This window comes from Saprospiraceae bacterium (assembly GCA_026129545.1).
Classification (GTDB): Bacteria; Bacteroidota; Bacteroidia; order Chitinophagales; family Saprospiraceae; genus M3007.
In genome coordinates, this window is the sequence record JAHCHX010000002.1 from 94,314 (window position 1) to 117,936 (window position 23,623).

Sequence of the window (23,623 nt, forward strand, 5' to 3'; positions counted from 1 at the left end):
CTCACGCTGGCTGCGCCATTGCCGCCGCTTCTGCCTTTTTGCGCTCGCGCAAGGCGCGTTTTTGGTCGGCATTGCTGTCGTAGAGGCAGTATTGGTCGTATTTGACGCGGTCGCGCTCTATCCAGATGTCCTTGCCGATGTCTGCCAACACGACCAATTCTTTGTAGATTTTATTGCCAAAATCTGTGCGGCGCTCCACGCCGATGTCGCGGTCGTGGAGTTTGTCCTGCTGGATGTTCATGGCATTTTCAAACTCGGCGCAAGCATCGAGCACGCGCTGGATGATATTTTCATTGATGCCTACTTCTGCCAGAAAATCAATCTGTTGTCTTGCCACACGAGCCACCCGACGGCCACAAAAAAGCAGTTGCGGGTCGCTCATGTCGCCGAGTTTGGCGGTGCCAAACTTGCGGTAGCGCCCCGTGCGGTCGTGGTATTTCATCGCCACGCGGGTCATCACGGAGCGGATGGCGGTGCGCAGCTTATCGGCGGCGATGTTCTTTTTTTCGGTGCAAATCATCTGGTCGCCCACGAGCTCGTCGTCGCCGGGCATGGCTTGGAATTGGTCGCATTGGGCTTTGAAGGCCTTGAGTCTGTCAAGGCCGTAGCCATATTGTTTGAAGTGTTCGATATCGCGGTGAGCAGCCCTGATGGCCTCCATGCAGGTGACATAGAGGTCGGCCTCAGAGACGTTGTACTTGCGATGGCCGGGTTGTTTTTTCATAAATTGTTTGTTTGATTAAACGGCTATTGATGGCCTTTGTTTTAAGGTTATTTGGCGAGTTGCTCGATTAGTTCTTGTTTTTGAACAACTTGTGTTTCACAAAAAAACAGGACAAAAATAAATAGTTTTATTTTTTGAAAAAATGTTTGACACAAAAAATTATGCAACCAGAAACTTTTTGGCATTGCGCATCCAACCTCTTAATATAGCACCCGCAAATTGGAACCTTGCTTTCACCCATTCATTTCTATCAAACATGAAACAGTTGTCACAACTACTTATCGCGGTCATGCTCTTGGCCGTTTCTTGCACCCAGGACAACGCGGAGTTCGCGGATGCCACTGGAAAATCCGGCTCGATAACGCGGTTTGCCGTGCACAACAACTATATGTATGTGCTCAATCTCAACGAGGTACAAACCTACAGCCTCGCCAATGCGGACAAGCCGGTTTTGGTGCATCGGCTCCCGACGGACTATGGCTTGGAAACGATTATCGTGTACGACAACACCATTTTTCTCGGCTCGCGCACGTCGCTCTACATTCTCGGCATTGACAATCCTGCCGCGCCAGTGCTGCTTTCACAAACCTCACGGGTAGAAGCGTTGAGCAGAGGCTGCGACCCTGTGGTGGTGAAAGACAACTTTGCCTATTCCACCATAAAAATCATCGCAAACGTCTGCGGTCAGGCAGCGGCACAAAGCGCCTTGCTGGTGTACGATGTGAGTGACCGGACGACTCCCATACAGGTGGGAATCTACCCTTTGTCGCTTCCCAATGGGCTGGGCTACAAGGACAACTATCTTTTCGTGTGCGACGAAGGCTCCGACCGTTTGGAAGTGTTCGACATCTCCAATCCGCGCTCGCTCCAGTTGACGGACTATTCAGTGCCCATCACTGACCCTTTTGACCTTATCGTGTATGGCGAAAAAATGCTCGTGTCCACGAAGACCGACTTTCAGATTTACGACCTCAGCGACATCACAGCCATACGCCGAATTGGTCTCATAGAAAAGTAAATGCGCCCCACCCTATTCCTTTTGCTCATTTGGCAGGCCACTGCGAGCGCACAACGCGATGGCCTGCCCTCCTTCACACTCAAAGCCAATGCCGGGACGCTCATCAGCCCGGGCAAGCAGGCTATCGCCCTCACGACGGACGTGCGCCTCGCTCCCAATGTTAGCCTTGACTTGGGGACGGGGTACTTTTTCCACTCTGCCAGTTTCACCCAATACAAAGGGGAATCGTATCAAGGGCTTAGGCTGCGCTCCGGCATCAAATTTTTCCCCGATGCCGCAGAAAACGCACCTATCCATTTAGGCATTGAGGCAAAACACAACAATATCCGCCACTTGAAATACAGGGAGGTGCTGCGACAAGGCGGACAATATCAGGAGACGCTACTGACGGAGCGGACAGTACGGAGTTGGGGCGTGGCAGGGCGTTTCGGGGGGTATTTTTATGAAGGCGCAAGGAGGCGCCTGCTTTTCGAGCCATACGTTGGGCTGGGAGTGGTGTTTCATCGTGTCTCGATAGACTTGCCGCCCGATGCGGAATTGTTGGAGCGCGGAGGGCTGCTCTCCTTCGAATATCCCGTTGGCAGGCGCCGCTTGCTGGATTTGCTCTTGGGACTGCACATAGGGTATGCGTTTTGGTAGCGGGCGGATGGGAGAGGGAACGACATTGACAGGATGCCGGCAATGAGCATCAGAATGCTGGCGAGAGGCACCAACGGCAAAATCAAGCAAGGAACATAGAATCAAACAACCACGACATGAATTATTATCAACTTTGCCTCAGATTGCTGTTTTGCGCTTTGATAGGCATGGCTAACAAAGCCTCTGCACAGATTTCGGCATCGAAGCTTCGAGCAGGTGCTGCATCGGCCCACGTCAACCCACCCATCGGCGCGTTTATCGCGGGCGACAAGCAAAACCGCCGTTTTACTGGCGTGTTGGACAGCCTATTCGCAAAAGCTGTGGTGCTACACGATGGCCATACCGCACTCGCCATCGTCACAGTGGATTGCATTGGGCTGCTTTATCCAGACATAGAGCAAATACGCCTACGAGCCAGCCGATTGGTCACGAACGTCAACCTGCCCCCGGGGCACATTGTAGTCAGTTCAACGCACACTCACGCTGGCCCCGACGTGGTGGGCATTTGGGGCGTGGACTATTTGCATAGCGGCGTGGACAGCGCCTATATGGAACAACTCATACACACCGCTGCCGCCCAAATCAACCTTGCCGCCCAACGGCTTCAACCCGTGACCGCCCGCAGTGCAGAGACACAATTCGGAACGGAATGGGTGCAAAATATATGCGACGAGGAGATAGACCGCTCCGTGACGGTGCTGCAATTCGTCGGTGCAAACGGTCAGAACGTGGCATCGCTCACCAACTTTGCCTGCCACCCCACTTACCTCGATGCCAAGTACACGGAAGTTTCTTCGGATTATGTAGCGGGGTTTTACCGAAAAATGGCGCAGCAGATAGGCGGCGAAAACCTGTTTTTGCAAGGTGCCATCGGAGGCTGGGTGCAGCCAGTGGACGGCGAAGGGACGCCCGAAAAAGCCTATCTGCGCGGCGAGCAACTGGCAGATGCCGTCTTTGTAGCACTCCAACGCCCCACTCCTTTGCGCGGCAACGCCCTCCGCATTCGCACCCTGCCCATCCAGTTCCGATTGGACAACGCTGGCTGGAAACAATTGGCCGCCATAGGCACCATCAAACGGGCGCTCAGCGATTCGGTAGCGACCGAGCTCGCATGGTTCGCTATTGGCGATGCACAGTTTGCCACGCATCCCGGAGAAACAGCCCCTTTCTATGGTCTGGAAACAAAAAAAATGATGCAGACCAATGGGCCTAAATTTGTGCTTGGCTTGGGCATGGACGCATTGGGATACATCTTGAAACCCGCTTATTTCGACAATGCCTCGCTCCCCCACGCGCCCTACCTCACCTCCATGTCGGTGGGCAAACAAACGGGGCCAGACATGATGGCTGGCTTGCGCCGACTCATCGAGGGAAGGGAGTGAAAAGGCTTCGCTGTTTGGGTTCGGCGAGGCGCATGAAAACAGCCGCCATACACTACCCCGCCAAAGGCCCCATTTCTTCTTGATGCCGCCACAACTCCCTAAAAGTCGCGCTCCGTTCCAACAACGCTTCCAACGTGCCTTCGTCGGCCACCTTGCCTTGGTCGAGGACGTAGATATAGTCGAACTTCGGCAACAAATGCAGCCGGTGCAAGGCCGACACCACCACCTTGTCGGCAAAAGATTCGAACATCCGAGCGTATATGCGCATTTCGGTTTTCGGGTCCACGCTGCTGGTGGGTTCGTCGAGCAGAATGAGGTCGCTGTCTTTGGCCGCGAACACGCCCCGTGCCAGTGCCAGCCGTTGTTTTTGTCCACCGGAAAGGTTCACGCCTTTTTCCATGATGCTGCTTTGCAGGCCCTTGGGCAGTTGTTCGATGACTTCCGAAAAATGAACGGTCCTGCAAATCGCGTCCAATTCCGCTGGCTCGAAAGGCAGGCCGAGCGTGATGTTGTACTCGATGGTGTTTTCAAAAATCTCCGGCTCCTGCGGGAATAAAGTCACATCGCCAGTGATGATATCGAGGCCATTTTGCGGATGGCCGTCCACCGTGACCCGCACGCCCGGTTCTGCGGGATAGAGGCCACGCAACAGGGCGAGGATAGTGCTTTTGCCGCTGCCGCTTTCGCCCACGAGTGCGATGCGTTGGCCGCGTTTGAGCCGTAGATGGATGTTTTTCAGACCAACAAATTTTCGGGTAGGGTCGGGCAAAACCGCTTCGCCGTAGCCGCGGTGCGTAAAATTTAAGTTTTGAATGTCAATGACTTGCCAGTTTTCGGGCAACTGGTGGTCGCTCTCCGGCAGGTGATGTTCGTCGTAAGCGTCGAGCACGGCGTAGGCTTGTTTCACGTCGGTGTGATGTTTCACGACATCGGTGTAGAGATATGCGACATTGTGAAAAACGCTCGTGAAACGCTCGACGTAGCCGACCAGCATCACGAGTCCGCCAAGCAGGAACACCTCGCCGGGTTTCCAGTTTTGCCAGACATAACCGACCAAAATGACGGCATAGATGAGGCCGACGAGCATATCGGTGACGAACCATTTCCACTCGTTCACGGCCACGTTGCGCTTGAACGGCGGCAGGATGTCAGCGACTTTGCGAAGCAGGCCACTTTCCATGCGTTTTTCCAGACGTAGCGTGATGACGGTGATGATGTTCGAGAGGCTGTCAAAAAGTGTGGAGGACACGACGTTTTCGCGTTCGTTCACTTCGGTTTGGGTGGCGATATAGGGTTTGTCAAATTTCAGAATAATAAACACGACCACGAACCCCATAGCCACTGCCACGAGGCCGAAAACGGGGGCGAAATAAATCATGGCTGCGAATGAGAACACGAATTTGAAAAAGGTGTGGAGATACTCGAAGCCGTTTTGGAAAAAATCGCGCAGCGCCTCGTAGGCTTTTCGGATGCGGTTGATGGTGGCCCCGGAGTGGTTGTCCTGATGCCAGCGCACGGGCAGATGCAGTGCTTTGTGGTAGAGTTCCTGCAAAAAATTGCGGCTCAGATTGAAAGCCAACTCGCGCTCCATGAGCCGCGCCGGGCCGTGAAAACTCCAGTCAACGAAACGGATACCGAGATATGCGAGGCCGTATATCCACGCGCTTTTCAGCACATCGGCACCTTGCTGCTGCGCGGCGTTGATGAACAAACCCCAGATGACCGGATACATCGCCATCGCCACGTTGCTGAGCATAAAGAGCGCGTACACCAGCAGGTAGCGCCGTCGCTCGTTGCGAGCATATTTCCACGCGATGGCGAGCATGGCGAGGTAAGGATTGCGCACGGAGGGTTGTTTTGTTTGCATAGCATTTCAGACGAATTGGACGGGGAGATGCTGTGACACCGATGGCGCAACACAACCTTCTGCTCCGCGCAATAGTTCCGTCCTCTTATGGCTTCTCAAAAGTGGCCCACAGCAGGGCCGCCCAACCCGCGATGAAGCACAGCCCGCCCACAGGTGTCACTGGCCCCGCCCAGCCAACCGGGAAAGGCAACAAATCGCGACATGCCAACAGATAGAGCGAACCCGAAAAGAGCAGGATGCCCGCCACAAACAAGGCGCTTGCGCGAACCAGCCATTTGCTGTCGGGGCGATGATGCAGCAGCAAAGCCACCAAGCCAAGTGCCAGCGTGTGGTAGAACTGGTACTGCACTCCTTTTTCGTAGATGCCGAGCAGATAGCGCGTGTCGAGTTGTCGTGCTTCGAAGGCGCTTTTCAGGCCGTGCGCGCCAAAGGCTCCGATGGCGACGGCGGTCAGCCCAAAGATGACGGCCAGCCGCAGTGTTCTTGTTGTTTGTGTCATCGTGTGGTGATTAGTACCCAAATACCTCTTCCATGGTCAGCTCTTGTACTGGCCCTATTTTCCGAAGGTATTGGAAGTCAATACGCTCGCGGTCGCCCAACACCAGCCAAGTGTAGCGGCGGCCTTTGACGTGGCGCTGTTGGTAGTGAATCAGGTCGGCGGCATCAGCGTGTTCCAATTTGTGATAGATGTCTGCGCGGAGGTCGCGGTTGGGGAACCCTTTGTCGCGATTGGCCCGCCAAGTCCAATACAAATCGGTTTTCGTGATGCGAGTGGCTGCTATTTGTTTGAGCACGCTTTGGCGAGCGTTTTCTATTTGTGGGAGCGAGACGGGCATTGTTTCCAAAATCGTTTGGAAGGCCTCCACCGCCTCGCGCAACTTGTCGGGCTGTGTGCCGACGTAAGCCTGCAGCCAGTGCGCCCGTTGTTTTTTGGCCGGGTTGGCCGCAAAGGCATAGGCGGAATAGGCCAGCGCCTTCGATTCGCGGATTTCCTGAAACACAATGGACGACAACCCGTATCCGAAATACTGATTGTACCATTCCGAAAAAACAAACTCCTGCAAATCGAACTTGGGCGTTCCTTTCGAGAGCAACATCAGTTCTACCTGTACGGTGGGGAAGTGCACGAAAAACACCTTGTCCTTTCGAGTCAGCAACTCAGGATATTTTTTGGCGGGGAGCGGGGCAGCCGGCGGCACCAGCGATGCAGGCTTGTGACGCTTCAACACGTTTGCCACCGCACGCGGGCTTTTGGCACCATAGTAAAACACCTCGTGTTTGTATGCGAGCAAATGGCGCAACAGGCTCGTCAATTCTTCCGGTCTCACCGCCAGCAGCTGTTCCTTCGTCAATTTGTCGGTAAATGGCGACAATGCGCCGTATTTGGCATAATTGGCCATGGCTTTTGTCAGCACGGTGCGCTTGTCTTTTTTGTTGTTTTCCCGACGCAACAGGGTGTCGGCCACAAGATTTTGCAAAGCCTCCGCGTTGGGCTGCGCATCTTCCAACAGGTGCTCCATGAGTGCCACAGCTTCCTCGAACGACTCTTCCAGCCCCGTGAGCGTGAAGTGGAAATGGTCGTCCTGACAGCTGGCCGAGAAATTGACCCCGAGGCGATAAAAGGCCTGCTGCATCTCCGTCGCCGAATATCGGGTGGTGCCGAGGAAGGGCAGGTAAGAAGCCAACAAACCCAGACGCCGGTCGCTCAAGCGCCCCATGTCGAAAGTGTGGTAGAGGCGAAAAAGCTTGTTGTCGTGCTGCTGCACGGCGCGAAGTTTCAGGTGCGGCATGATGGTAGCCTGCCGAATCGTTTTTTTGAAATCCACAAACTGCGGCGCGATTTCGGCGGCTTCCTGTGCCAAAAATGCCTGACCAAATTCCGAAACATCCGTGCGGTTCACCTCTATCGGGGTAATCGGCGGCTTTTCCACTTTCATCACCGAGTTGTCTTCGCCATGATGCTTGAAGACGACCACATAATTGTCGGGTCGCAGGTGTTTTTGAGCAAACGCCACCACATCGGCTTTTGTCACCTTTTCCAGTTTTTTCCACCGTTGCACCATGTCGCTCCAATCGAGGCCGAGCACGAAAGCCGTCACGAGCGCGCCCGCACGGCCTTGATTTTTTTCAAACTCCTTGATTTCCGACAATTTCAAGTCGTTCACCGCTGCCTGTGGCAACCAATCCTCGAAGTGCCCTTCGCGCAGGCGCTCTATTTGTTCCCAAAAAAGCGCCTCCACCTTTTCAAGCGATTGGCCTTCGCGGGGCTTCCCATAGAGCAGAAGGCTCGAATAGTCCTCATAGACACGCGGGTAGGCAAATGCTTCGAGCAGTTGCTGCTTCTGAACGAGGTGCATATCGAAAAGGCCCGCCTGATAATTGTGCAGCATATTGCTGATGAGGGGCAACATCATGGCTTCTTCTGAGGCGGCTCCCTCAAAACGCCATCCCATTTCCAGCCACTCGGCCTCGTTGCCATACACGTCGCGGCGGACACGGGCGCGGAGCGCGGGCTGTTTTTCAAAAGAAAACGTCGGGATGGGTTTTGCTTTGTAGTGACCGAAATAGCGGTCGGCCAAAGCCAGGGCTTGCGCTGGGTCAAAATCGCCCGCCAACACAATCGCCATGTTGTTGGGCACATAATACTGGTCGAAAAAGCGGTAAATGTTGGTCTGCGATGGGTTTTTCAGGTCTTCGCCGCGCCCCAGCGTGGTTTGGGTGCCGTAGGGATGCGAGGGAGTGAGCGCCGCCTGCATCGCTTTCAGCGTCTTGCGAAAATCCTTGTCCTGACTGATGTTGTATTCCTCAAACACCGTTTCCAGTTCGGTGTGAAACAAGCGCAACACTGGGCGACGGAATCGCTCGCTCTCCAGCTCGAACCACCGCTCCAGCTCATTGGAGGGAATATCGTTCACATACACCGTCTGCTCCACCCAAGTGTAGGCGTTCGTGCCCTTCGCGCCGATGGCGCTCACCAGTTTGTCGTACTCGTTGGCGGCGGCATATTTGGCCGCCTCGAACGAAAGCTGGTCGATTTCCGCATACAAAGCTTTCTTTTTCTCGGGTGCTTGTTCCTTGCGGTGTTCCTCAAATTTTTGCTCGATGCGAGCGAGCAGGGCCTTTTCTTTGGGCCAATCGAGGCTGCCGAGCCTATCGGTGCCCTTGAACATCATGTGTTCGAAGTAGTGGGCCAGCCCGGTTGTCTCTGGCGGGTCGTGCTTGCTGCCTGCCCGCACCGCTATTTCGGTGTAAACACGCGGCTCGTTTTTGTTGACGGTAAAAAACAAGCGGAGGCCATTCGACAAAGTGTGCATTTGCACCTGAATGGGGTCGTCTGGCACCACGAAAAACTGGGGGCGGGCAGGCGCGGGAGCAATTGGAGCGTAGTCGTGCATATATCTGTCGGTTGAAGCGATGAGGTGGCTTGGCATGGCGAAGGGACACAAAAGTACAATATAGACACTGGACTTCGATTGAGCACAAAATTGTCGTGAAAGTACTTCACCCCTCGTTGCGGCGAAACGATGTTGGAAGTTGGCTGTCTTTATACTTCGCGCCGTTAGGTTATGGGCATGGCCAAAAGCGCAATCTGCTCAAAACTTGGTGGCGCGAGGCATAAAATACAAAAGTGCAAGAGGTACGGGAAGAAGTTGTGCCCCCCTACCTGCTTTTTTTTCCACATCCGAACTTTGCGTTTGGCATTTCGGTTCTTTGGCTACCTTTGCCGCCGAATTTGAAAGCACTATAACAGGAGGGGTGCCAGAGCGGTTTAATGGAGCGGTCTTGAAAACCGTCGTGGGTTACACCACCGGGGGTTCGAATCCCTCCCCCTCCGCATTCATTTGAGGTTGTTTTTAAGTTCCAGCCTTTTGACAAGAGCCATCATCTCCCAGCAGTGGGATAGAGTGATGGCTCTTGTGTTTTTTTACCTCTGTTTGTAAAAACTTAGCCGCTCGCGTCAACGCTCGTTCAGCACCAGGCGTATCGGCAAGTGGTCGCTGTAGCCATTTGGGTTGTAGTCCTGTTGCGACGGACGGCTGTGCCGAACGGGTATGCGATACTCGCCCCTCGTCATGCCCGGCAGATTGATGATGTCCACCGAATCCACCACGAAAGGCGTTGACGCAGCACTGGAGGCAATGCTCCGCGATACCATGAACTGGTCGAGCAGGACGGGCAGGTTGAAGTAGTGCGTGCCTATCCCTTTGGTATAAAAAGGCCACATCAGGTTGTACAGATAAGGTACCGAGCGGGCGTTGAGCACTTTGTCGCGGTTGCGGGTGCTGTTGGCGTAGTCTTCGAGCGAGCGATTGAACGGCTCGTCGTTGAAATCGCCCATCACCACGATGGGGGCGTTGTTGCCCTTGATTTCATAAATCCTGTCTATCCAATAGCTCAGCGTTTCAGCCACCATGATGCGATATGGCTCGCTTTCGTATTGGCCACCCGACCGTGCGGGCCAGTGGTTGCCGATGAGGATGAGGTCGTGGCCACCCGGTTTGGTACGCAGGTTGATTTGCGCCAAATCGCGGGTGTAGGTGCGCTTCATGATTTCGAGGGTGAACAGGCGCCCGTCGTCTTCATAGCGGTCGGCATCGTAGAAAAAGGCCACGTCAATGCCGCGTTGGTCTTTGGTGTCGTGATGTCGCACCACATAGTTGCGGCCCAAGGGCGCGAGCGCAGCGGTCAGTTTTTTCAAAACGGCCTCGTTCTCCACCTCGCAGACGCAAAAGATGTCGGGGTTGAGTTGGATGATGATGCTGGACAATTGCTCGATTTTGCGAGCGAGCACGGGGGCCGTCCAGCCTTTGAGTTCCTTGTTGAGGGCTTTTTGCAGCCATGCGGGGCGTGTGGGGCTGTCCACCACGTCGAAGAGGTTTTCGAGGTTCCAGAAATAGATGTGGTGTTTCATTGTAGCGGCGGTTTTATACCTTGATTCGAGAAGAGTTGTCAGATGGGCATGATTGATATCCCTGATTCTGAGCAGATTGCGATTATAGCCATGCCCAAAACTTGGCAGCGCAAGTCGTATCAAGCCGCTAATGTAAAGTTTTTGTAAACTCCGAGCGAGCAGAAAAAGCGGCTTCCCGGAGCATCCGGGAAGCCGCTTGGCTTTTTATATGAGGCAGCAATTAGTGACAAACAGCCACTTTTTGCACTGCCACACCTTCATCTGTGCGGATAGTCATGAAGTAGGTGCCAGAAGGCAAATCTTTCACGTCGAAACGCATCTGACCTTCTTGGAAGTTGCGCACGATGGACTGACGAACTGGCTGCCCGCCCATTCCGAAGATGGACACAACGACTTGCTTGTTGGTGTTTTCCAAGTCAAGGTTGAGATAGACATATTCGTTACCCGGGTTCGGCGTGATACTGAACTTGTTGGCGCTGAGTTTGGGTTCAGGTTTGGCCGAAGAAGTGTAACCCTCCAATTGCAGACGTTGCACCACCGTGCGGTCGCCCCATCCACCAGTATAGAACTGACCCAAGAACATCGGTGTGGTGGGGCCGCCATTAATGATGAGGTAGCTCTGGTGAGCGGTATTGGTGAACGCAAGGTTTCGACCGCTACCATTCGGAATGCCGTCGTATTTGAAAGAAATATAGTAAGGATGGTTAGGCTTAAGTACGGGTGCTTGGCCGGGTTCGAAGAAATCTTCCAACGGCACATCCAGCAAAACATCCTGTTTCTCGTTGCCCTTCATGACGTAGGTTCCGATACCCACCACGTCGGCCTCAATGCTACTCCACCCACCCGAAAGATTGATGGTGCCGTTTTCGTCGGAGTCGCCGTCAAAGAGAAACACATAAACAGAGTTAGTTTCGTCATCCCCTCCTGGCACATACACCGAGTCAATGTTGGCAATACCGAATGTAGCATAGGTGGCTACCGCGCCCGCGTCACCTGTGAAATACAAGGCACCCGTCTGATATTGGAAGCCGCCATTTGCGAACAAATCATTGCGCATAGCGCCACCGTCAAGGCGCAAGTTGAGGTTGTCCACGGCATAGGTGTAGTCCGTCACAACGAATTTGCGAGAAACCGTGTCGCGGCTTTCGGTATACACGTTGTTGGAGAACACTGCAGTGTACTCACCCGGTACAGCAGGGGGCACATAAAACTCACCAAAGCCCAACAAACCTTCAAAGGCTACGTCCACAGGGTCTTGCAGCGCCTCAAATGATTCACTATAGCCGTTCGGTCCGCTGATATCCACTTTAATAACCAAGTTATCTAGCACATTAGGCTCTCGATTGATGAAATTGACCACCATAGCGCCCAATGTATCCACTTGGCTGGCAGGCACGGCATAAGAATAAGCCGCCCAAGCCCCGGTCACGCGCGGCAGCAGGAAGCAGCCTTCCACCGGGTTGCCTGCTTGCAGCTCGTTGTCAATAGCCTCTGCCATGTCGCGCGAAAGGAAGATGCAAGGAATGGTGACCTGGTCGGCAAAAGTACCTGCAGCCATGCCAACTATCGAGCAACCGTCATCAGCAACGTTGTCGTAGTGGTTGGCTATCAAAACCGCTGCGGCACCTGCTTGTTGTGCATAGTATGCCTTAATGGAGAAGTTGCAGGTTTTGCGGCGCATCAACACAAACTTTCCAGCGTAGTTGTTGACAATGGTATCGCAGCCAAGCGAGTCGCCAGCTGTGCTAAAACCCCAGACGATATCGCCGCACAATTCGCTCTGCACACTAGCTCCAAATTGTGAATAACCGAAACCGCAGGCCTCCTGACGAAAGAACTGGTCGGTGTTGGCAGACTTGATGCTGAAAATGAAATTGTCGTTTTGGTTGCCTTGCGCATATAGGCCTTGCAACAAGGCCATTTGCAAAATTACCAAAACAGATAGGCGAGTGATGTTTGTAAGCATTTTGTTCATAACACGGAGGATTTAAAAGTTCACGAAATGTTTGTGGGGCAAATATAGTGCGTTCGGGCAATTGAAAGAATAGTTTTTTGAAGAACTTTATTTGTAAAATAAAGCAAAAAGCGATTTATACTTTGACGAATTTGATTTTCGTCTTAATTGACTGATTCAAGGCAACATGCTAACAAGAAACTAAATGGATATGAAAATTAAGTAGCACCTCATGCCTGAGCATAAGATGTGTCTTAAGAGCAAGCGGCCTCCCGGAGCATCCGGGAAGCCGCTTGTTATTGAAACGAGGAAGGTAGAATCAATGGCAAATCGCCACTTTTTGAATCGTGTTGCCCTCGTTGGTGCGAATCCACATCAGATAGTGGCCAGTGGGCAAGTCGTTCACATCGAAGCGAATCTGGCCGCTTTGGAAGTCATTGAGCAACTTCGTGCGGAACACCTGACCCGACGCGCTCAATATCGTGACGTTCACTTTCTTGTTCACGTTTTCCAAATCGAGATTCAGATAGACGTACTCGTTGCCGGGGTTCGGCGTGATGGAAAACTTGGAGGCATCAAGGGATTGGGGCTTGGCCTCTTTCACGGAGATGGTCGGGTCGAAGCCTTCCAGTTCCATGCGATTGACCAAGGTGCCGCCGCCCCAGCCAGAATAAAGTGCATCCATTTGCAGCGGGGTGGTCAGGCCGCCACCGTCGTAAACCAAGTAGTCCTCGCTGGCACTGGCGTTGAAGCCCGGGCAACGGCCAGAGCCGTTGTTGATGCCGTCGTAGAGCAGGGAGATGTAGTAGGCATGGTCGGGCTTCAAGGTCACTGGCTGTCCGGGGTCGAAAAAGTCTTCCAACTGGACGTGTACCACTTTGTTAAAAGTCTCATTCCCTTTAAGGATGTACGAACCCGTGCCGACCAAGTCGGCAGCCAAGTCATTAAAGCCGCCACTTTGGAAGTTTATGACACCATTTTCATCGGAGTCGGCATCATAGACCAACACCTGAATCAAATCCGCCTCGGGGTCGCCCGTGTAGATGGAGTCAATGTTGGAGATGCCAAAAGTGCTGTAAGTGGCCACCCCACCGTTCGCGCCAGTGAAGTATAGCGCTCCTGTCTGATAAAGAAAGTTGCCCGCGACGAAAGAGCTATTGTTCCACAGACGTGCATCAATAAGGTTCAAATTGTCCACCGCAAACGTGTAGTCGGTGATTTCAAAAGAACGCCGGAGCGTGTCGCGCGATTCGGTGAATTTGTTGTTGGACATCACCACATCGTATTTGCCCGGCACGCTCGGAGGCAACCAAGTGTCGAAGAAAACCAAGCCGTTGAAGCCGGGGTCGAGCGGCGGGGCGGCGGTCTCTATCGTGTTTGTGTAGCCGTTTGGCCCGGTGATGTCGGCTTTGACGACCAAGTCGTCAATCACAGTGGTGCCGCGATTGTAGAACACCATGCTCATCACGTCATTTTCGATAACCTGTGTCACTGGCGTGGCATAAGCACGGGCGACGTAGGGAGTGCCCACATTGGGTAGCAAGAAGCAGACTTCCACGTTTTGACCCGCCGAAATAGCTGCGTCAATTTGGTTGCCGACAACACGAGAGAGAAAAATAGCCGGGATGGTGACTTGGGCGCCGACGGCTCCGGCACCCATCGGGATGGCGTTGCAGTCGTCGCCAGCAGTTGCCGCATCGCTGTTCACAATCATCACCGCGATGGCGCCTGCTTTTTCGGCATTGAGCGCCTTCAAGCCAAATTCGCACGCGCCACGGCGAATCATCGCAATTTTTCCGGTCAACTGGCCTGCGGGAATGGAGTCGCAGCCCAATGAGTCGGGAGTAATGTCGTATCCCCATGCGGGATTGCCACAAAATTCGGCAGTAACGGTACCACCCCAGTTGGCCGTCTCGTAGCCACATGTGCCTTGGAAGTACTCATAATCTTGGCCGTTAATGGTCACTCGGAGTACCAAGTTCAGGCCATCGGTGCCCTGTGCAACGATTTGATTGGGCACCGCAAACTGGAATAGCAGTGCGAATGCAAGTCCTAGAGCAAGTGTAAGTTGCTTTTTCATAACACGAAGTATTTTTAGATTAAGTCAAACTGTTTGTGCGGCAAAAGTATGGTCTTGGGGAGACCAACGTACATGTTTCTCAAAAAATGTTGTTTGCGAGGAGCTGGCAAAATCAAAAATTGGTCTTTACGACCTAAAAAAGCAACAATTCACGTCTGATGGGGTAGTCTGCCTCCCTCCAGCAGACTATACCCAGATTAAAGAGGATTTGAACCTGCCATGCCAAAGGGCAAATTCAAATCCTCTTTAATCTGGGTATAAAGCCATCCGAAATCCAGCGTTGAATGGGTGTGGCACGACCGCTCATGGGAATTACACTTTACTATTGCGCTCAAAGCGGTCATGCCACACCTGCTCAACGGAGTTTAAAATAGTCCCTCCGCTCCCCCCCAAAAAAACGAGTCATCGCCGAAAGCTCGACGATGACTCGTATTGTCGTTGGTTAGAGGTGCAAAAATTAGTGGAGCACCATCACCTTTTGCACTGCCACACCTTCGTCCGTGCGAATGGTCATGATGTAGGTGCCTACGGGCAGGTCTTTCACATCGAGGCGAATCTGCCCTTCTTGGATATTGCGCACCACCGATTGGCGCACGGGCTGGCTGCCCATGTCAAACAAGGACACGACCACTTGTTTATTGGTGCTCTCCAAATCAAGGTTCAGATAGACATACTCGTTGCCGGGGTTCGGCGTGATACTGAACTTGTCGGCGCTGAGTTTCGGCTCAGGCTTGGCAGAGGAAGTATAACCTTCCAACTGCAGGCGTTGCACAATGGTGCGGTCGCTCCAACCGCCACCGTAATACTGCCCGATGAAAATGGGCGAGGTGGAGCCGCCATTGATGACCAGATAACTCTCGTTCGCCGTGTTGGTGAACGCAATGCAGCGGCCAGAGCCGTTGTTGATACCGTCGTATTTGAGCGACAGGTAGTAGGGGTGGTTGGGTTTCAGCACAGGGGCTTGGCCTGGCTCAAAGAAATCTTCGAGCGCCACGTCAATCAATTTGTCTTCTTGCTCGCCGCCTTTCATGATGTAAGTTCCGATAGCGACCACATCGGACTCGATGCTGTTGAAACCACCAGACAGGTTGATGGTGCCATCTTCGTCCGAGTCGCCGTCAAAGAGGAAAACGAAGACAGCGTTGGTTTCATCATCGCCACCGGGCACATACACGGAGTCAATGTTGGCGATGCCAAAAGTGGCGTGAGTAGCCACCGCGCCCGCATCGCCCGTGAAATAGAGCGCCGCTGTTTGATATTGGAAGCCACCGTTGGCAAAGTCGGTGTTGAGGGCAGCACCGCCGTCCAAGCGGAGGTTCAGGTTGTCGAGCGCGTAGGTATAGTCCGTGACGACAAATTTGCGCGTGAGCGTGTCGCGCCCTTCGGTGTACAGATTGGAAGAGAAGGTGGCGGTGTACTCGCCAGGCACTGCTGGCGGCACATAGAACTCGCCGAATCCTACCAACAATTCAGCACCTGGGTCAATGGGGTCTTGCAGCGCCTCGAAGGACTCGCTGTAGCCATTCGGCCCCTGTATGTCCACCTTGATGACCAAATTGTCCACCACATTGTTGTCGCGGTTGATGAAATTGACCACCATAGCGCCCAATGTATCTACTTGGCTGGCAGGCATTGCGTAGGAATAGGCTGCCCAAGCTTGCGTGAAACGCGGGAATACGAAGCAAACTTCCACCTTCTCACCCGCTTTCAGGGCGCCATCAATCTCCTCGCCCGTCAAGCGTTGGAGGAAAATGGCAGGAATGGTCACGGCACTCGCGCTGTCGAGACCCGACATTCCACCAAAGTAAGTGCTGGCATCAATACGCGCCTCGCATGGCCCATCCAAAGGATTGGCGTAGTGGTTGAGGATGATGACAGCTTTGGCACCCGCTTGCTGAGCATGGTAAATTTTCAAGCTAAAACCACAAGTACCACGGCGGATAAGCGCGATTTTGCCATTGAGACTACCGGCGGGGAGCGGCGAGCAAGCCAAGGAATCGGGTGCCCACACCACTTCTCCGCAGAGTTCCTCGGTCACGTCGGGTCCGAAGCCCGAAGTGCCAATCCAGCCACAGTCCAAGAAGCCGTTGCTGATGTATTTGGCGATGCTAGGGGGCGACACGATGCTGACAATGAAGCCGTCGTCGTCGGTGCCGGGGTCGCCCTGTGCGTTTGCGACGAGGGCAGAAAAGAGGAAGCAGAAACTGAGCATGGCAGCCTTTGCCGAGAGTAGGGAGTGTTTATTCATAACGTAGAAAGAAGAGTTAAAAAAGCAATCAATTTTAGTTGTGCGGCAAAAGTAGAGCACGGGAAAACCCGAATATTTTTTTTCAGCTAATTCGGTCAAAATTTTACAATAACCCCAAAAAGGTTTTTAATGCCAGACTGCCTAATTCAGGCTTTTCAGCTGTTCTTTTGTCCCGAATGTTTTAGAGGCTGTTTTAAAAGCGGCAGCCCAAGCAGTTACAAATTATTGCTCTCAACGTGGGCATACCACACCTGCGAGATATTTTTCACTTTTTTTCAAAAGCATGGATTTTATGCAAACAAAATACTTCTACACCATCCTAGCCCTCGTGTGGGCAAGTGCTTTGATAGCACAGGGAAAAAGGGCAGGCAAAGTACCTGCCTCGTCGGCTGCGCAGCCCGCGCCTTACTGGAAGCACACCGCCCCAGCACCCGAGCATTACCTGCCTGAGCCTGAAAACCCCCACCCCATCAGTCGCCCCGCCGTCAGTGCCCGTCAGGAAGAATTTGCGGGCTTCACCACTTGGGATGCCCAATCTTATGGCAGCATGCCTTCGCGCATCTATGGCGATGCCAATGGCAACCCAGTAGCCACTTGGCTGTACGGCAGCGATTTGAGTGGCGGGTACCCCGAGCGCGGCACTGGCTACAACGTGCGTGCTTCGGGCGGCTGGCCCAATGTCAACAATCGCTTGGAGGCTATTCGCACAGGTTTTCCGGCAGCTGCCCGGCTCGACGATGGGACGGAACTGGTGGTCTCTCACGCTACCGGGTTCAACCCCTTCCGCATTCATGTCACCCGCAAAGCCGCCGGTGCCTCCACTTGGGTCGAAACCGACCTCGACAATCCGCCCGGTTCGGGATGCCTGTGGCCCAGAGTCGCGGTGGGAGGTCCCGATGGCAAGTCGGTACACGTCATCGCCATCACCTCGCCAACAGGTGGTTCCACCAACGGCGTCATCTATCAAGGCGTGAACGGGCACTTGCTTTATTGGCGTTCGACCGACGGCGGCCTGACTTGGGATAAAAAATATCAGATTATCCCGGGTTTGGACAGCAGCAAGGTCAAAGCGTTGGCCGCCGACGAATACACCATAGATGTCAACGGCGACGCGGTCGGCATTGCCGTATTCCCCACTTGGAATGATGTTTTGCTCTTCAAATCCCTCGACAACGGAGATACTTGGGAGCAAACGGTGGTGAACGATTTCCCCGATGCGCTCGAAAATTACGCCGGGGCGGACGGTGATTTTTACACTTTCGACGACATTGGCTATTTCGACCCTGAAGCACCGGATTCGCTGGCCGTATTTACCAACGACGGGTTCGGGTCGCTGCTCATTGACGATGCCTTGCAGGCCCATGTGTGGTTCGGTCGGATGTATGTCATTGACAACGACCCGGCAGCCAACACCTTTTACTATCCCGGCACGAACGGGCTGTGCTACTGGAAGGAAAGCTGGGGGAGCGACAACATTCAAGTCATCACGGGCGCGCTCGATTACGACGGCGATTCTTTGCTCACATTGGTAGGCGGCGGTGGCGCGATTGGCCCATATTTCAACAGTCTTTCCAGCTTTGCCACCACTGGGATGGATGCCGAAGGCTCTATCTATCTCGTATATGCCGCAGTCAACGAGCTGTACCGCTCCAACTGGGGCGCGGAGAAAGACCAGTATTACCGCCACCTCTACATCATGAAATCGGAGGACAATGGCGACACTTGGAGCGAGCCGTTTGAGCTCACGGCCCCCCCATTTGTGGACGAAGCGTTCATCGGGTTTGTCGAGTCGGCATGGCCAGCCATCCCGCGACGCATTGTGGGCGACAAGGTGTGGGTGCTCTATCAGCAAGACGGCATACCCGGTTCCAACGTGTGGGGAACCAATCATAGCGCAACCACGAATACCATCAACTGGTTCGAGGTGCCCACCGATTTTCTGACCAACAGTATATTCGACCTGCCACAAGCGGACGCTGCTTTTGATTTGGCGCTGTCGCCCAATCCTGCCACCTCCACCGCCCAGCTTTCTGCCCATTTGACTGGCGATGCACCTGCTCTGGTGGAAGTGTTCGACTCATTCGGACGACTTGCCCAACAATACCGGCTTCCAAACAACGGCCACGAGCGCCAAACAATGACACTGCCCGTGCAGCATTTGCCCATAGGCATTTATGCCGTGCGCGTGACGCAGGGCGGTCGGTTCGGCATCGTCAAGTTGCTGCGGATGTGATGGTTTGGGAAAATGGATATTAGACTTGTTGCGGTGGAGGGCTTTGAGTGAAGGGGATTGTCATTTTTTCGACTGGCAAGGCAAATTTTGCAGTCGAAATCGGGCATATTCGGCGAAAAACTTAACGAAGCCAGTCGGAAAAAGGGCTTTCCCTTCGCCAAAGGCATCCACCGCAACAAGTCTATTGTTCTTTTTCACCACAGAGACGCGAAGATTTTTAAAAGTACAGGCAAATACTTAGGCGAGGGCAGCGCCCCGAAACACATTCCGGGGCGCTGCACCTTCCTATGTAGCCACGAATAGAGGTAAAACTCCGCGTCTCTGCGGTGAGGTCTCGCACCTTCTCGACTTTGTCGGCACCTATCAACCACGGCAATGAATATCCAACGCTCATAATCACAACCCGAAATGATATTGCGGGAAGGCGGGGCGGATGCAATTTGCAGTGCTACCCTTGAAGACTTAATTTTTCAAAATTTAACAAAGCACCCTTAATAAAATCTTAAACGCCTCGTTTATGCACCAATTTTAATCCACCTGTCCAATGCGCAGCCGACGCCGACTGAAGTCCGCGCTGAACATCCCGCCTCAAACAACCCACCATTATTTATTTGCTTGTTGCTGGTTGACCGGATTTTTACTGGTTGACGGATTGGCGGGTCCCCCCCTCAACCCCGTCCGCTTCGTTTGGCCGGGGAAGCCACCCAACTCATCACTTCGGCTGCGCTTTGAACCGATTTTTCTTTTTTTAACTAAAAACAATCCTTTCCGAACATGGCATCTTTATCTCCCATGCAAGGCGCCTTAGGTCATCGGCATGCGGCACACCTGCTGCGCCGAACGAGTTACCGCTTCACCAAAACAAAGGTGGACGAAATGGCAGGACAGACAGCCGGCCAAGCGGTGGCTTCGCTTCTTCAACTCTACCCTTTGGTGCACGACCAACCGATTTACGACCAAAATGAAGCGTCTGGCAGCGCATCGCCCGGCACTTGGTGCTTGCCACCCGGCAGCCTGCCCCCCACCGAGGATTTCAAATTGCGCCCGTGGCTAGCCAGCTGGTGGCTCCACGAAGCCCTCAACGACCCCGGCATCGGCCACCGCATGACGTTTTTCCTGCACCAGTTCAATTCCGTCGCCATCACGGCTTTTCTCACCTCGCACTACTTCGACTATCTCATGCTGTTGCGTTGGGGAGCATTGGGCAATTTCAAAAAGTTTGTCACCAAAATGGTGGTGGACAACGCCATGTTGAAATACCTCAACAACACGGACAACGTGAAGGCCAACCCCAACACCAACTTCGCCCGCGAGTTCTTCGAACTGTTCACCATCGGCAAGGGCCTGCAAATCGGCCCGGGCGACTACACCAACTACACGGAAGACGACATCAACGAGGCTGCCCGACTGCTGACAGGCTTCCGCGTGAAAGGGCCGCGCAACACGCTCGACCCCGAAACGAACATCCCGCGCGGCGGCACCAACATTGACCAGCATGACACCGACCCGAAGACATTCAGCGACAAATTTCAAGGCACCGTCATTCAAGGCGGCACCGACGATGCCGGAATGTGGGCCGAGCTGGATGCTTTCGTCAACATGACCTTCGCGCAGCCCGAAACGGCCAAGAACTTCTGCCGCCGGCTCTATCGCTTCTTCGTGAGCCGCCACATCACACCGGAAATAGAAAGCGACATCATCGCACCGTTGGCCGACACGTTCATCGCCGCCGGATTCGAGATAAAACCCGTGCTCGAACAACTGCTGCAAAGCCAGCACTTCTTCGATGCCGACGACTCCGACAACAAGGACGAAATCATGGGAGGCATCATCAAATCGCCCCTCGAACTGTCGCTGCAATCCATCTCGTTCTTCGGCCTGCCAACACCCACGCCCGACAGCGACTTGGAAGCCTATTTCCAGTTCTTTGGCCGAGGCATTTATGGCCGCTTGTTCAACGAAGCCAACCTGCCGCTTTTCAGCCCGCCCGACGTGGCAGGCTATCCGGCATATTTTCAAAAACCAGACTTCTACCGCCAGTATTTCAACGCCAGCACCATAGTGGGGCGATACAAATTCCCCACGATGCTGCTCTCCGGCAAAATGACCATAGGCGCCTCGCCCGACGAGCCGCTGGGGGCCAAATTCGACGTGGCCGCTTGGGTGAAAAACAGCGGCACCATCAGCGACCCAAGCGACCCTTACGTGCTCGTGCAAGATTTGTTGGAATATCTCCTGCCCGAAGAAACCGACACCGACCGGTTCAACTACTTCTACAACATCGTCTTTCTCGACCAATTGCCACCCGCCGACTGGACCTACGAGTGGCAAAGCTACCTGAGCACGGGCGATGACACGGAAGTGAAAATTCCGCTAGGCAGGCTCATCAACGCCATTATGTATTCGGCGGAATATCAGCTGATGTGAATTTGGGGAGTTGGGGATTGGGGGCTCAGTTGCTCTTTTTGGGGAAGTTGGCTTTCACGAAGCCTGTTCAGTTTGTTTGAGAACTCTTCGTTGAGCGGCCTCATTTCGGTGAATATCACTTCCCGGACATACTTCGCGTCGTTAGGTTTTGGGCATGGCTGCAATCGCAATCTGCTAAAAATCAAGAACATCAATCATGTTCATCTAACAAATCCTAGCGAATCAAGGTATAAATTCGAGGTCAATGCCCAAGTTTTAAAAATTGAAAAAAGCTAAGTTACCTCCCAACAAGCACATCACCACATCCACAACTCACCAAATCCACGCATCACCAAATCCACATTTCAACAAATCCACGTCAATCATGAAACGTAGAAATTTTCTCAAGATATTTCCTGCCGCGGGCGTATCCTCGCTCGTGGTCAATGGCCATGCCATGCGGCCATTTGCCAACAGCAAAATCGCCAAAATCCTCAATTCCTGCGAGGATGTGGAAGACCGCGTGCTGGTACTCATCCAACTCAAAGGCGGCAACGACGGGCTGAACATGCTCGTGCCCGTGCAACAATACCCGCTCTACGCCGCCCTCCGCCCCAGCATTCGCATACCCGAATCGGGCGGCACCAAATTCATTGACCTCGACAACACCCTGCCCAACCCCGACAAGGTGGGGCTACACCCCAAAATGACGGGGCTGAAAGCCATGTACGACAACGGCCAAGTAGCCATCGTGCAAGGCGTGGGCTACGCCGACATGAACGGCTCGCACTTCAAAGGCACCGACCTATGGCTCTCCGGTGGCGACGGCACCCCGGAGAAGAATGAAATCCAGTCCGGCTGGATGGGTCGCGCCCTACAGGCCATGTATCCCGACGTGATGGGAGCACCCACGCCCGAAATGCCCGACCCGCTCGGCATCCAAGTGGGCGACCCCAACCCGTCGTTGGGCTTTCACACCGAGACGCAGCACCAAAACATGCTCAACCTGAGCGGCCAAGACCCCGCAGGCTTCTACTCGCTCATCCAAAGCATCGGCGGTGCCCCACTGCTCAACATTCCCAACTCGGAATACGGCGAGGAAATCAAGTACATACAAGGCGTGGAAAATAGCCTCAGCCTCTATGCCCAGCGCATCAGCGATGCCTTCAACGCCGGCACCAACTCCATATCGTCCTACCCGCAAGTCGGATTGGCCGACCAACTAAAGACCATCGCCCGCTTGATTTCCGGTGGCTTGAAGACCAAAATCTACCTCTGCTCCATTGGCGGCTTCGACACGCACGGCGCACAGGTGTTTGAAAACCAGACCACCGCTGGCACACACGCCAACTTGTTGAAGGATTTCTCCGATGCCATCAAAGCCTTCTTCGACGACCTCGAAGGATTGGGCGTGGGAGACCAAGTGACCGCCTGCACTTTTTCCGAATTCGGTCGCTGCGCCCGCGAAAACGGCTCGCTCGGCACCGACCACGGCACCCTCGCGCCCATGTTCTTGTTTGGCAAAAACATCAAAGCCGGGGTCATTGGCACCAACCCCAATCTGGGCGTGCTCACGCAGGACAACCAACTCAGCGATATGCAGTTCGACTATCGCCAAGTCTTTGCCACCCTGCTGCAAGATTGGTTGGGCGCCAACAACTATGTGCTCGAACAAACCATGTTCGAGGGCTACACCAAGTTGCCAGCGGTGGACGACATGGCAGTCGTCACACCCGACTGCTACATCGGTGGCGTCACCTCCGTGTTCGACCCGCTCAACACCACGCGCCCCTTGGTCGTGTACCCCAACCCGGCCAATTACAGCACCGAAGTGGCCTTCCAAAGCCGCGCCGCCTTCGATGCCCGCCTCACGCTCCACAGCCTCGGCGGGCAGATGGTGTCGGCCAGCGCCGTGCGGGTGCAGCCGGGCAACAACTTCTTCTATCTGGATGTGGCCAAGCTGCCCACAGGCACTTATTTTGTTCGTTTGGAGAACAAGTACTCTGGCAAGGCCGATGTGGCGAAACTCAGCGTGAGCCGCTGAACAAAATACAAACATAGCCAACTAACAAACGCCGGGCGGGATTTCCGCTCGGCGTTTTTTTTGCTTGTTTTTTACATGGCGTAGTAGTGGTGAGGTGTTTTTTTGCCTAAAAAGAA

General features: G+C 53.9%; 15 protein-coding genes and 1 tRNA gene. 8 read left to right on the forward strand and 8 right to left on the reverse strand.

Annotated features, from left to right (window positions below):
- Position 1: 1 nt before the first annotated feature.
- Positions 2–724 carry a hypothetical protein gene (locus tag KIS77_14745; protein MCW5923600.1) on the reverse strand — a complete coding sequence of 241 codons (723 nt, stop codon included), beginning with the start codon at positions 722–724 and terminating at the stop codon, positions 2–4.
- 256 nt (positions 725–980) lie between these two features.
- Here KIS77_14745 and KIS77_14750 point away from each other — a divergent pair, with 256 nt between their 5' ends.
- From KIS77_14750 to KIS77_14760, 3 genes are all read left to right on the forward strand, one after another.
- The gene (locus KIS77_14750; protein MCW5923601.1) at positions 981–1,742 is read left to right on the forward strand and encodes a hypothetical protein; all 762 of its coding nucleotides are present in this window, start codon (positions 981–983) and stop codon (positions 1,740–1,742) included.
- Positions 1,743–2,381, forward strand: coding sequence for a hypothetical protein (locus KIS77_14755; GenBank protein MCW5923602.1), 639 nt, complete (start codon positions 1,743–1,745; stop codon positions 2,379–2,381).
- Between the two features lie 116 nt (positions 2,382–2,497).
- Positions 2,498–3,763, forward strand: coding sequence for a hypothetical protein (locus KIS77_14760; protein ID MCW5923603.1), 1,266 nt, complete (start codon positions 2,498–2,500; stop codon positions 3,761–3,763).
- Positions 3,764–3,815: 52 nt separating this feature from the next.
- Here the strand turns inward: KIS77_14760 and KIS77_14765 are convergent, their stop codons facing one another.
- From KIS77_14765 to KIS77_14775, 3 genes are all read right to left on the reverse strand, one after another.
- Positions 3,816–5,630: an ABC transporter ATP-binding protein gene (locus tag KIS77_14765; GenBank protein ID MCW5923604.1), complete on the reverse strand. Its 1,815-nt coding sequence runs from the start codon at positions 5,628–5,630 to the stop codon at positions 3,816–3,818.
- 85 nt (positions 5,631–5,715) lie between these two features.
- Positions 5,716–6,129: a DUF423 domain-containing protein gene (locus KIS77_14770; GenBank protein MCW5923605.1), complete on the reverse strand. Its 414-nt coding sequence runs from the start codon at positions 6,127–6,129 to the stop codon at positions 5,716–5,718.
- Between the two features lie 10 nt (positions 6,130–6,139).
- On the reverse strand, positions 6,140–9,025 hold the full coding sequence (locus KIS77_14775) for an insulinase family protein (protein ID MCW5923606.1): 2,886 nt from the start codon (positions 9,023–9,025) through the stop codon (positions 6,140–6,142).
- A 355-nt stretch (positions 9,026–9,380) separates the two neighbouring features.
- On the opposite strand from KIS77_14775, the gene KIS77_14780 reads away from it, so the two are divergent.
- Positions 9,381–9,465: transfer RNA gene (locus KIS77_14780), tRNA-Ser, on the forward strand.
- Between the two features lie 123 nt (positions 9,466–9,588).
- On the opposite strand, the gene KIS77_14785 is transcribed toward KIS77_14780, so the two are convergent.
- The 4 genes from KIS77_14785 to KIS77_14800 all read right to left on the reverse strand — a co-directional run bounded on the left by KIS77_14785 (position 9,589) and on the right by KIS77_14800 (position 16,824).
- Complete coding sequence (locus KIS77_14785) at positions 9,589–10,542, reverse strand: endonuclease/exonuclease/phosphatase family protein (protein MCW5923607.1); 954 nt, start codon at positions 10,540–10,542, stop codon at positions 9,589–9,591.
- A 220-nt stretch (positions 10,543–10,762) separates the two neighbouring features.
- Complete coding sequence (locus KIS77_14790; protein MCW5923608.1) at positions 10,763–12,517, reverse strand: T9SS type A sorting domain-containing protein; 1,755 nt, start codon at positions 12,515–12,517, stop codon at positions 10,763–10,765.
- 298 nt (positions 12,518–12,815) lie between these two features.
- Entirely contained in the window at positions 12,816–14,576 is a 1,761-nt protein-coding gene (locus KIS77_14795; protein ID MCW5923609.1) for a T9SS type A sorting domain-containing protein, read from the reverse strand.
- Between the two features lie 457 nt (positions 14,577–15,033).
- Positions 15,034–16,824 (reverse strand): T9SS type A sorting domain-containing protein, encoded by a 1,791-nt coding sequence (locus KIS77_14800; protein MCW5923610.1) that lies wholly within the window; start codon positions 16,822–16,824, stop codon positions 15,034–15,036.
- Between the two features lie 292 nt (positions 16,825–17,116).
- Between KIS77_14800 and KIS77_14805 the strand changes: the two genes are divergently transcribed.
- The 4 genes from KIS77_14805 to KIS77_14820 all read left to right on the forward strand — a co-directional run bounded on the left by KIS77_14805 (position 17,117) and on the right by KIS77_14820 (position 23,507).
- A complete protein-coding gene (locus KIS77_14805) occupies positions 17,117–19,057 on the forward strand; it encodes a hypothetical protein (GenBank protein MCW5923611.1) in 1,941 nt (646 codons plus the stop codon).
- An 87-nt stretch (positions 19,058–19,144) separates the two neighbouring features.
- A complete protein-coding gene (locus KIS77_14810) occupies positions 19,145–19,360 on the forward strand; it encodes a hypothetical protein (GenBank protein MCW5923612.1) in 216 nt (71 codons plus the stop codon).
- A 471-nt stretch (positions 19,361–19,831) separates the two neighbouring features.
- Positions 19,832–21,484 (forward strand): DUF1800 family protein, encoded by a 1,653-nt coding sequence (locus KIS77_14815; GenBank protein ID MCW5923613.1) that lies wholly within the window; start codon positions 19,832–19,834, stop codon positions 21,482–21,484.
- 364 nt (positions 21,485–21,848) lie between these two features.
- Positions 21,849–23,507 (forward strand): DUF1501 domain-containing protein, encoded by a 1,659-nt coding sequence (locus KIS77_14820; protein MCW5923614.1) that lies wholly within the window; start codon positions 21,849–21,851, stop codon positions 23,505–23,507.
- Positions 23,508–23,623 lie beyond the last annotated feature (116 nt).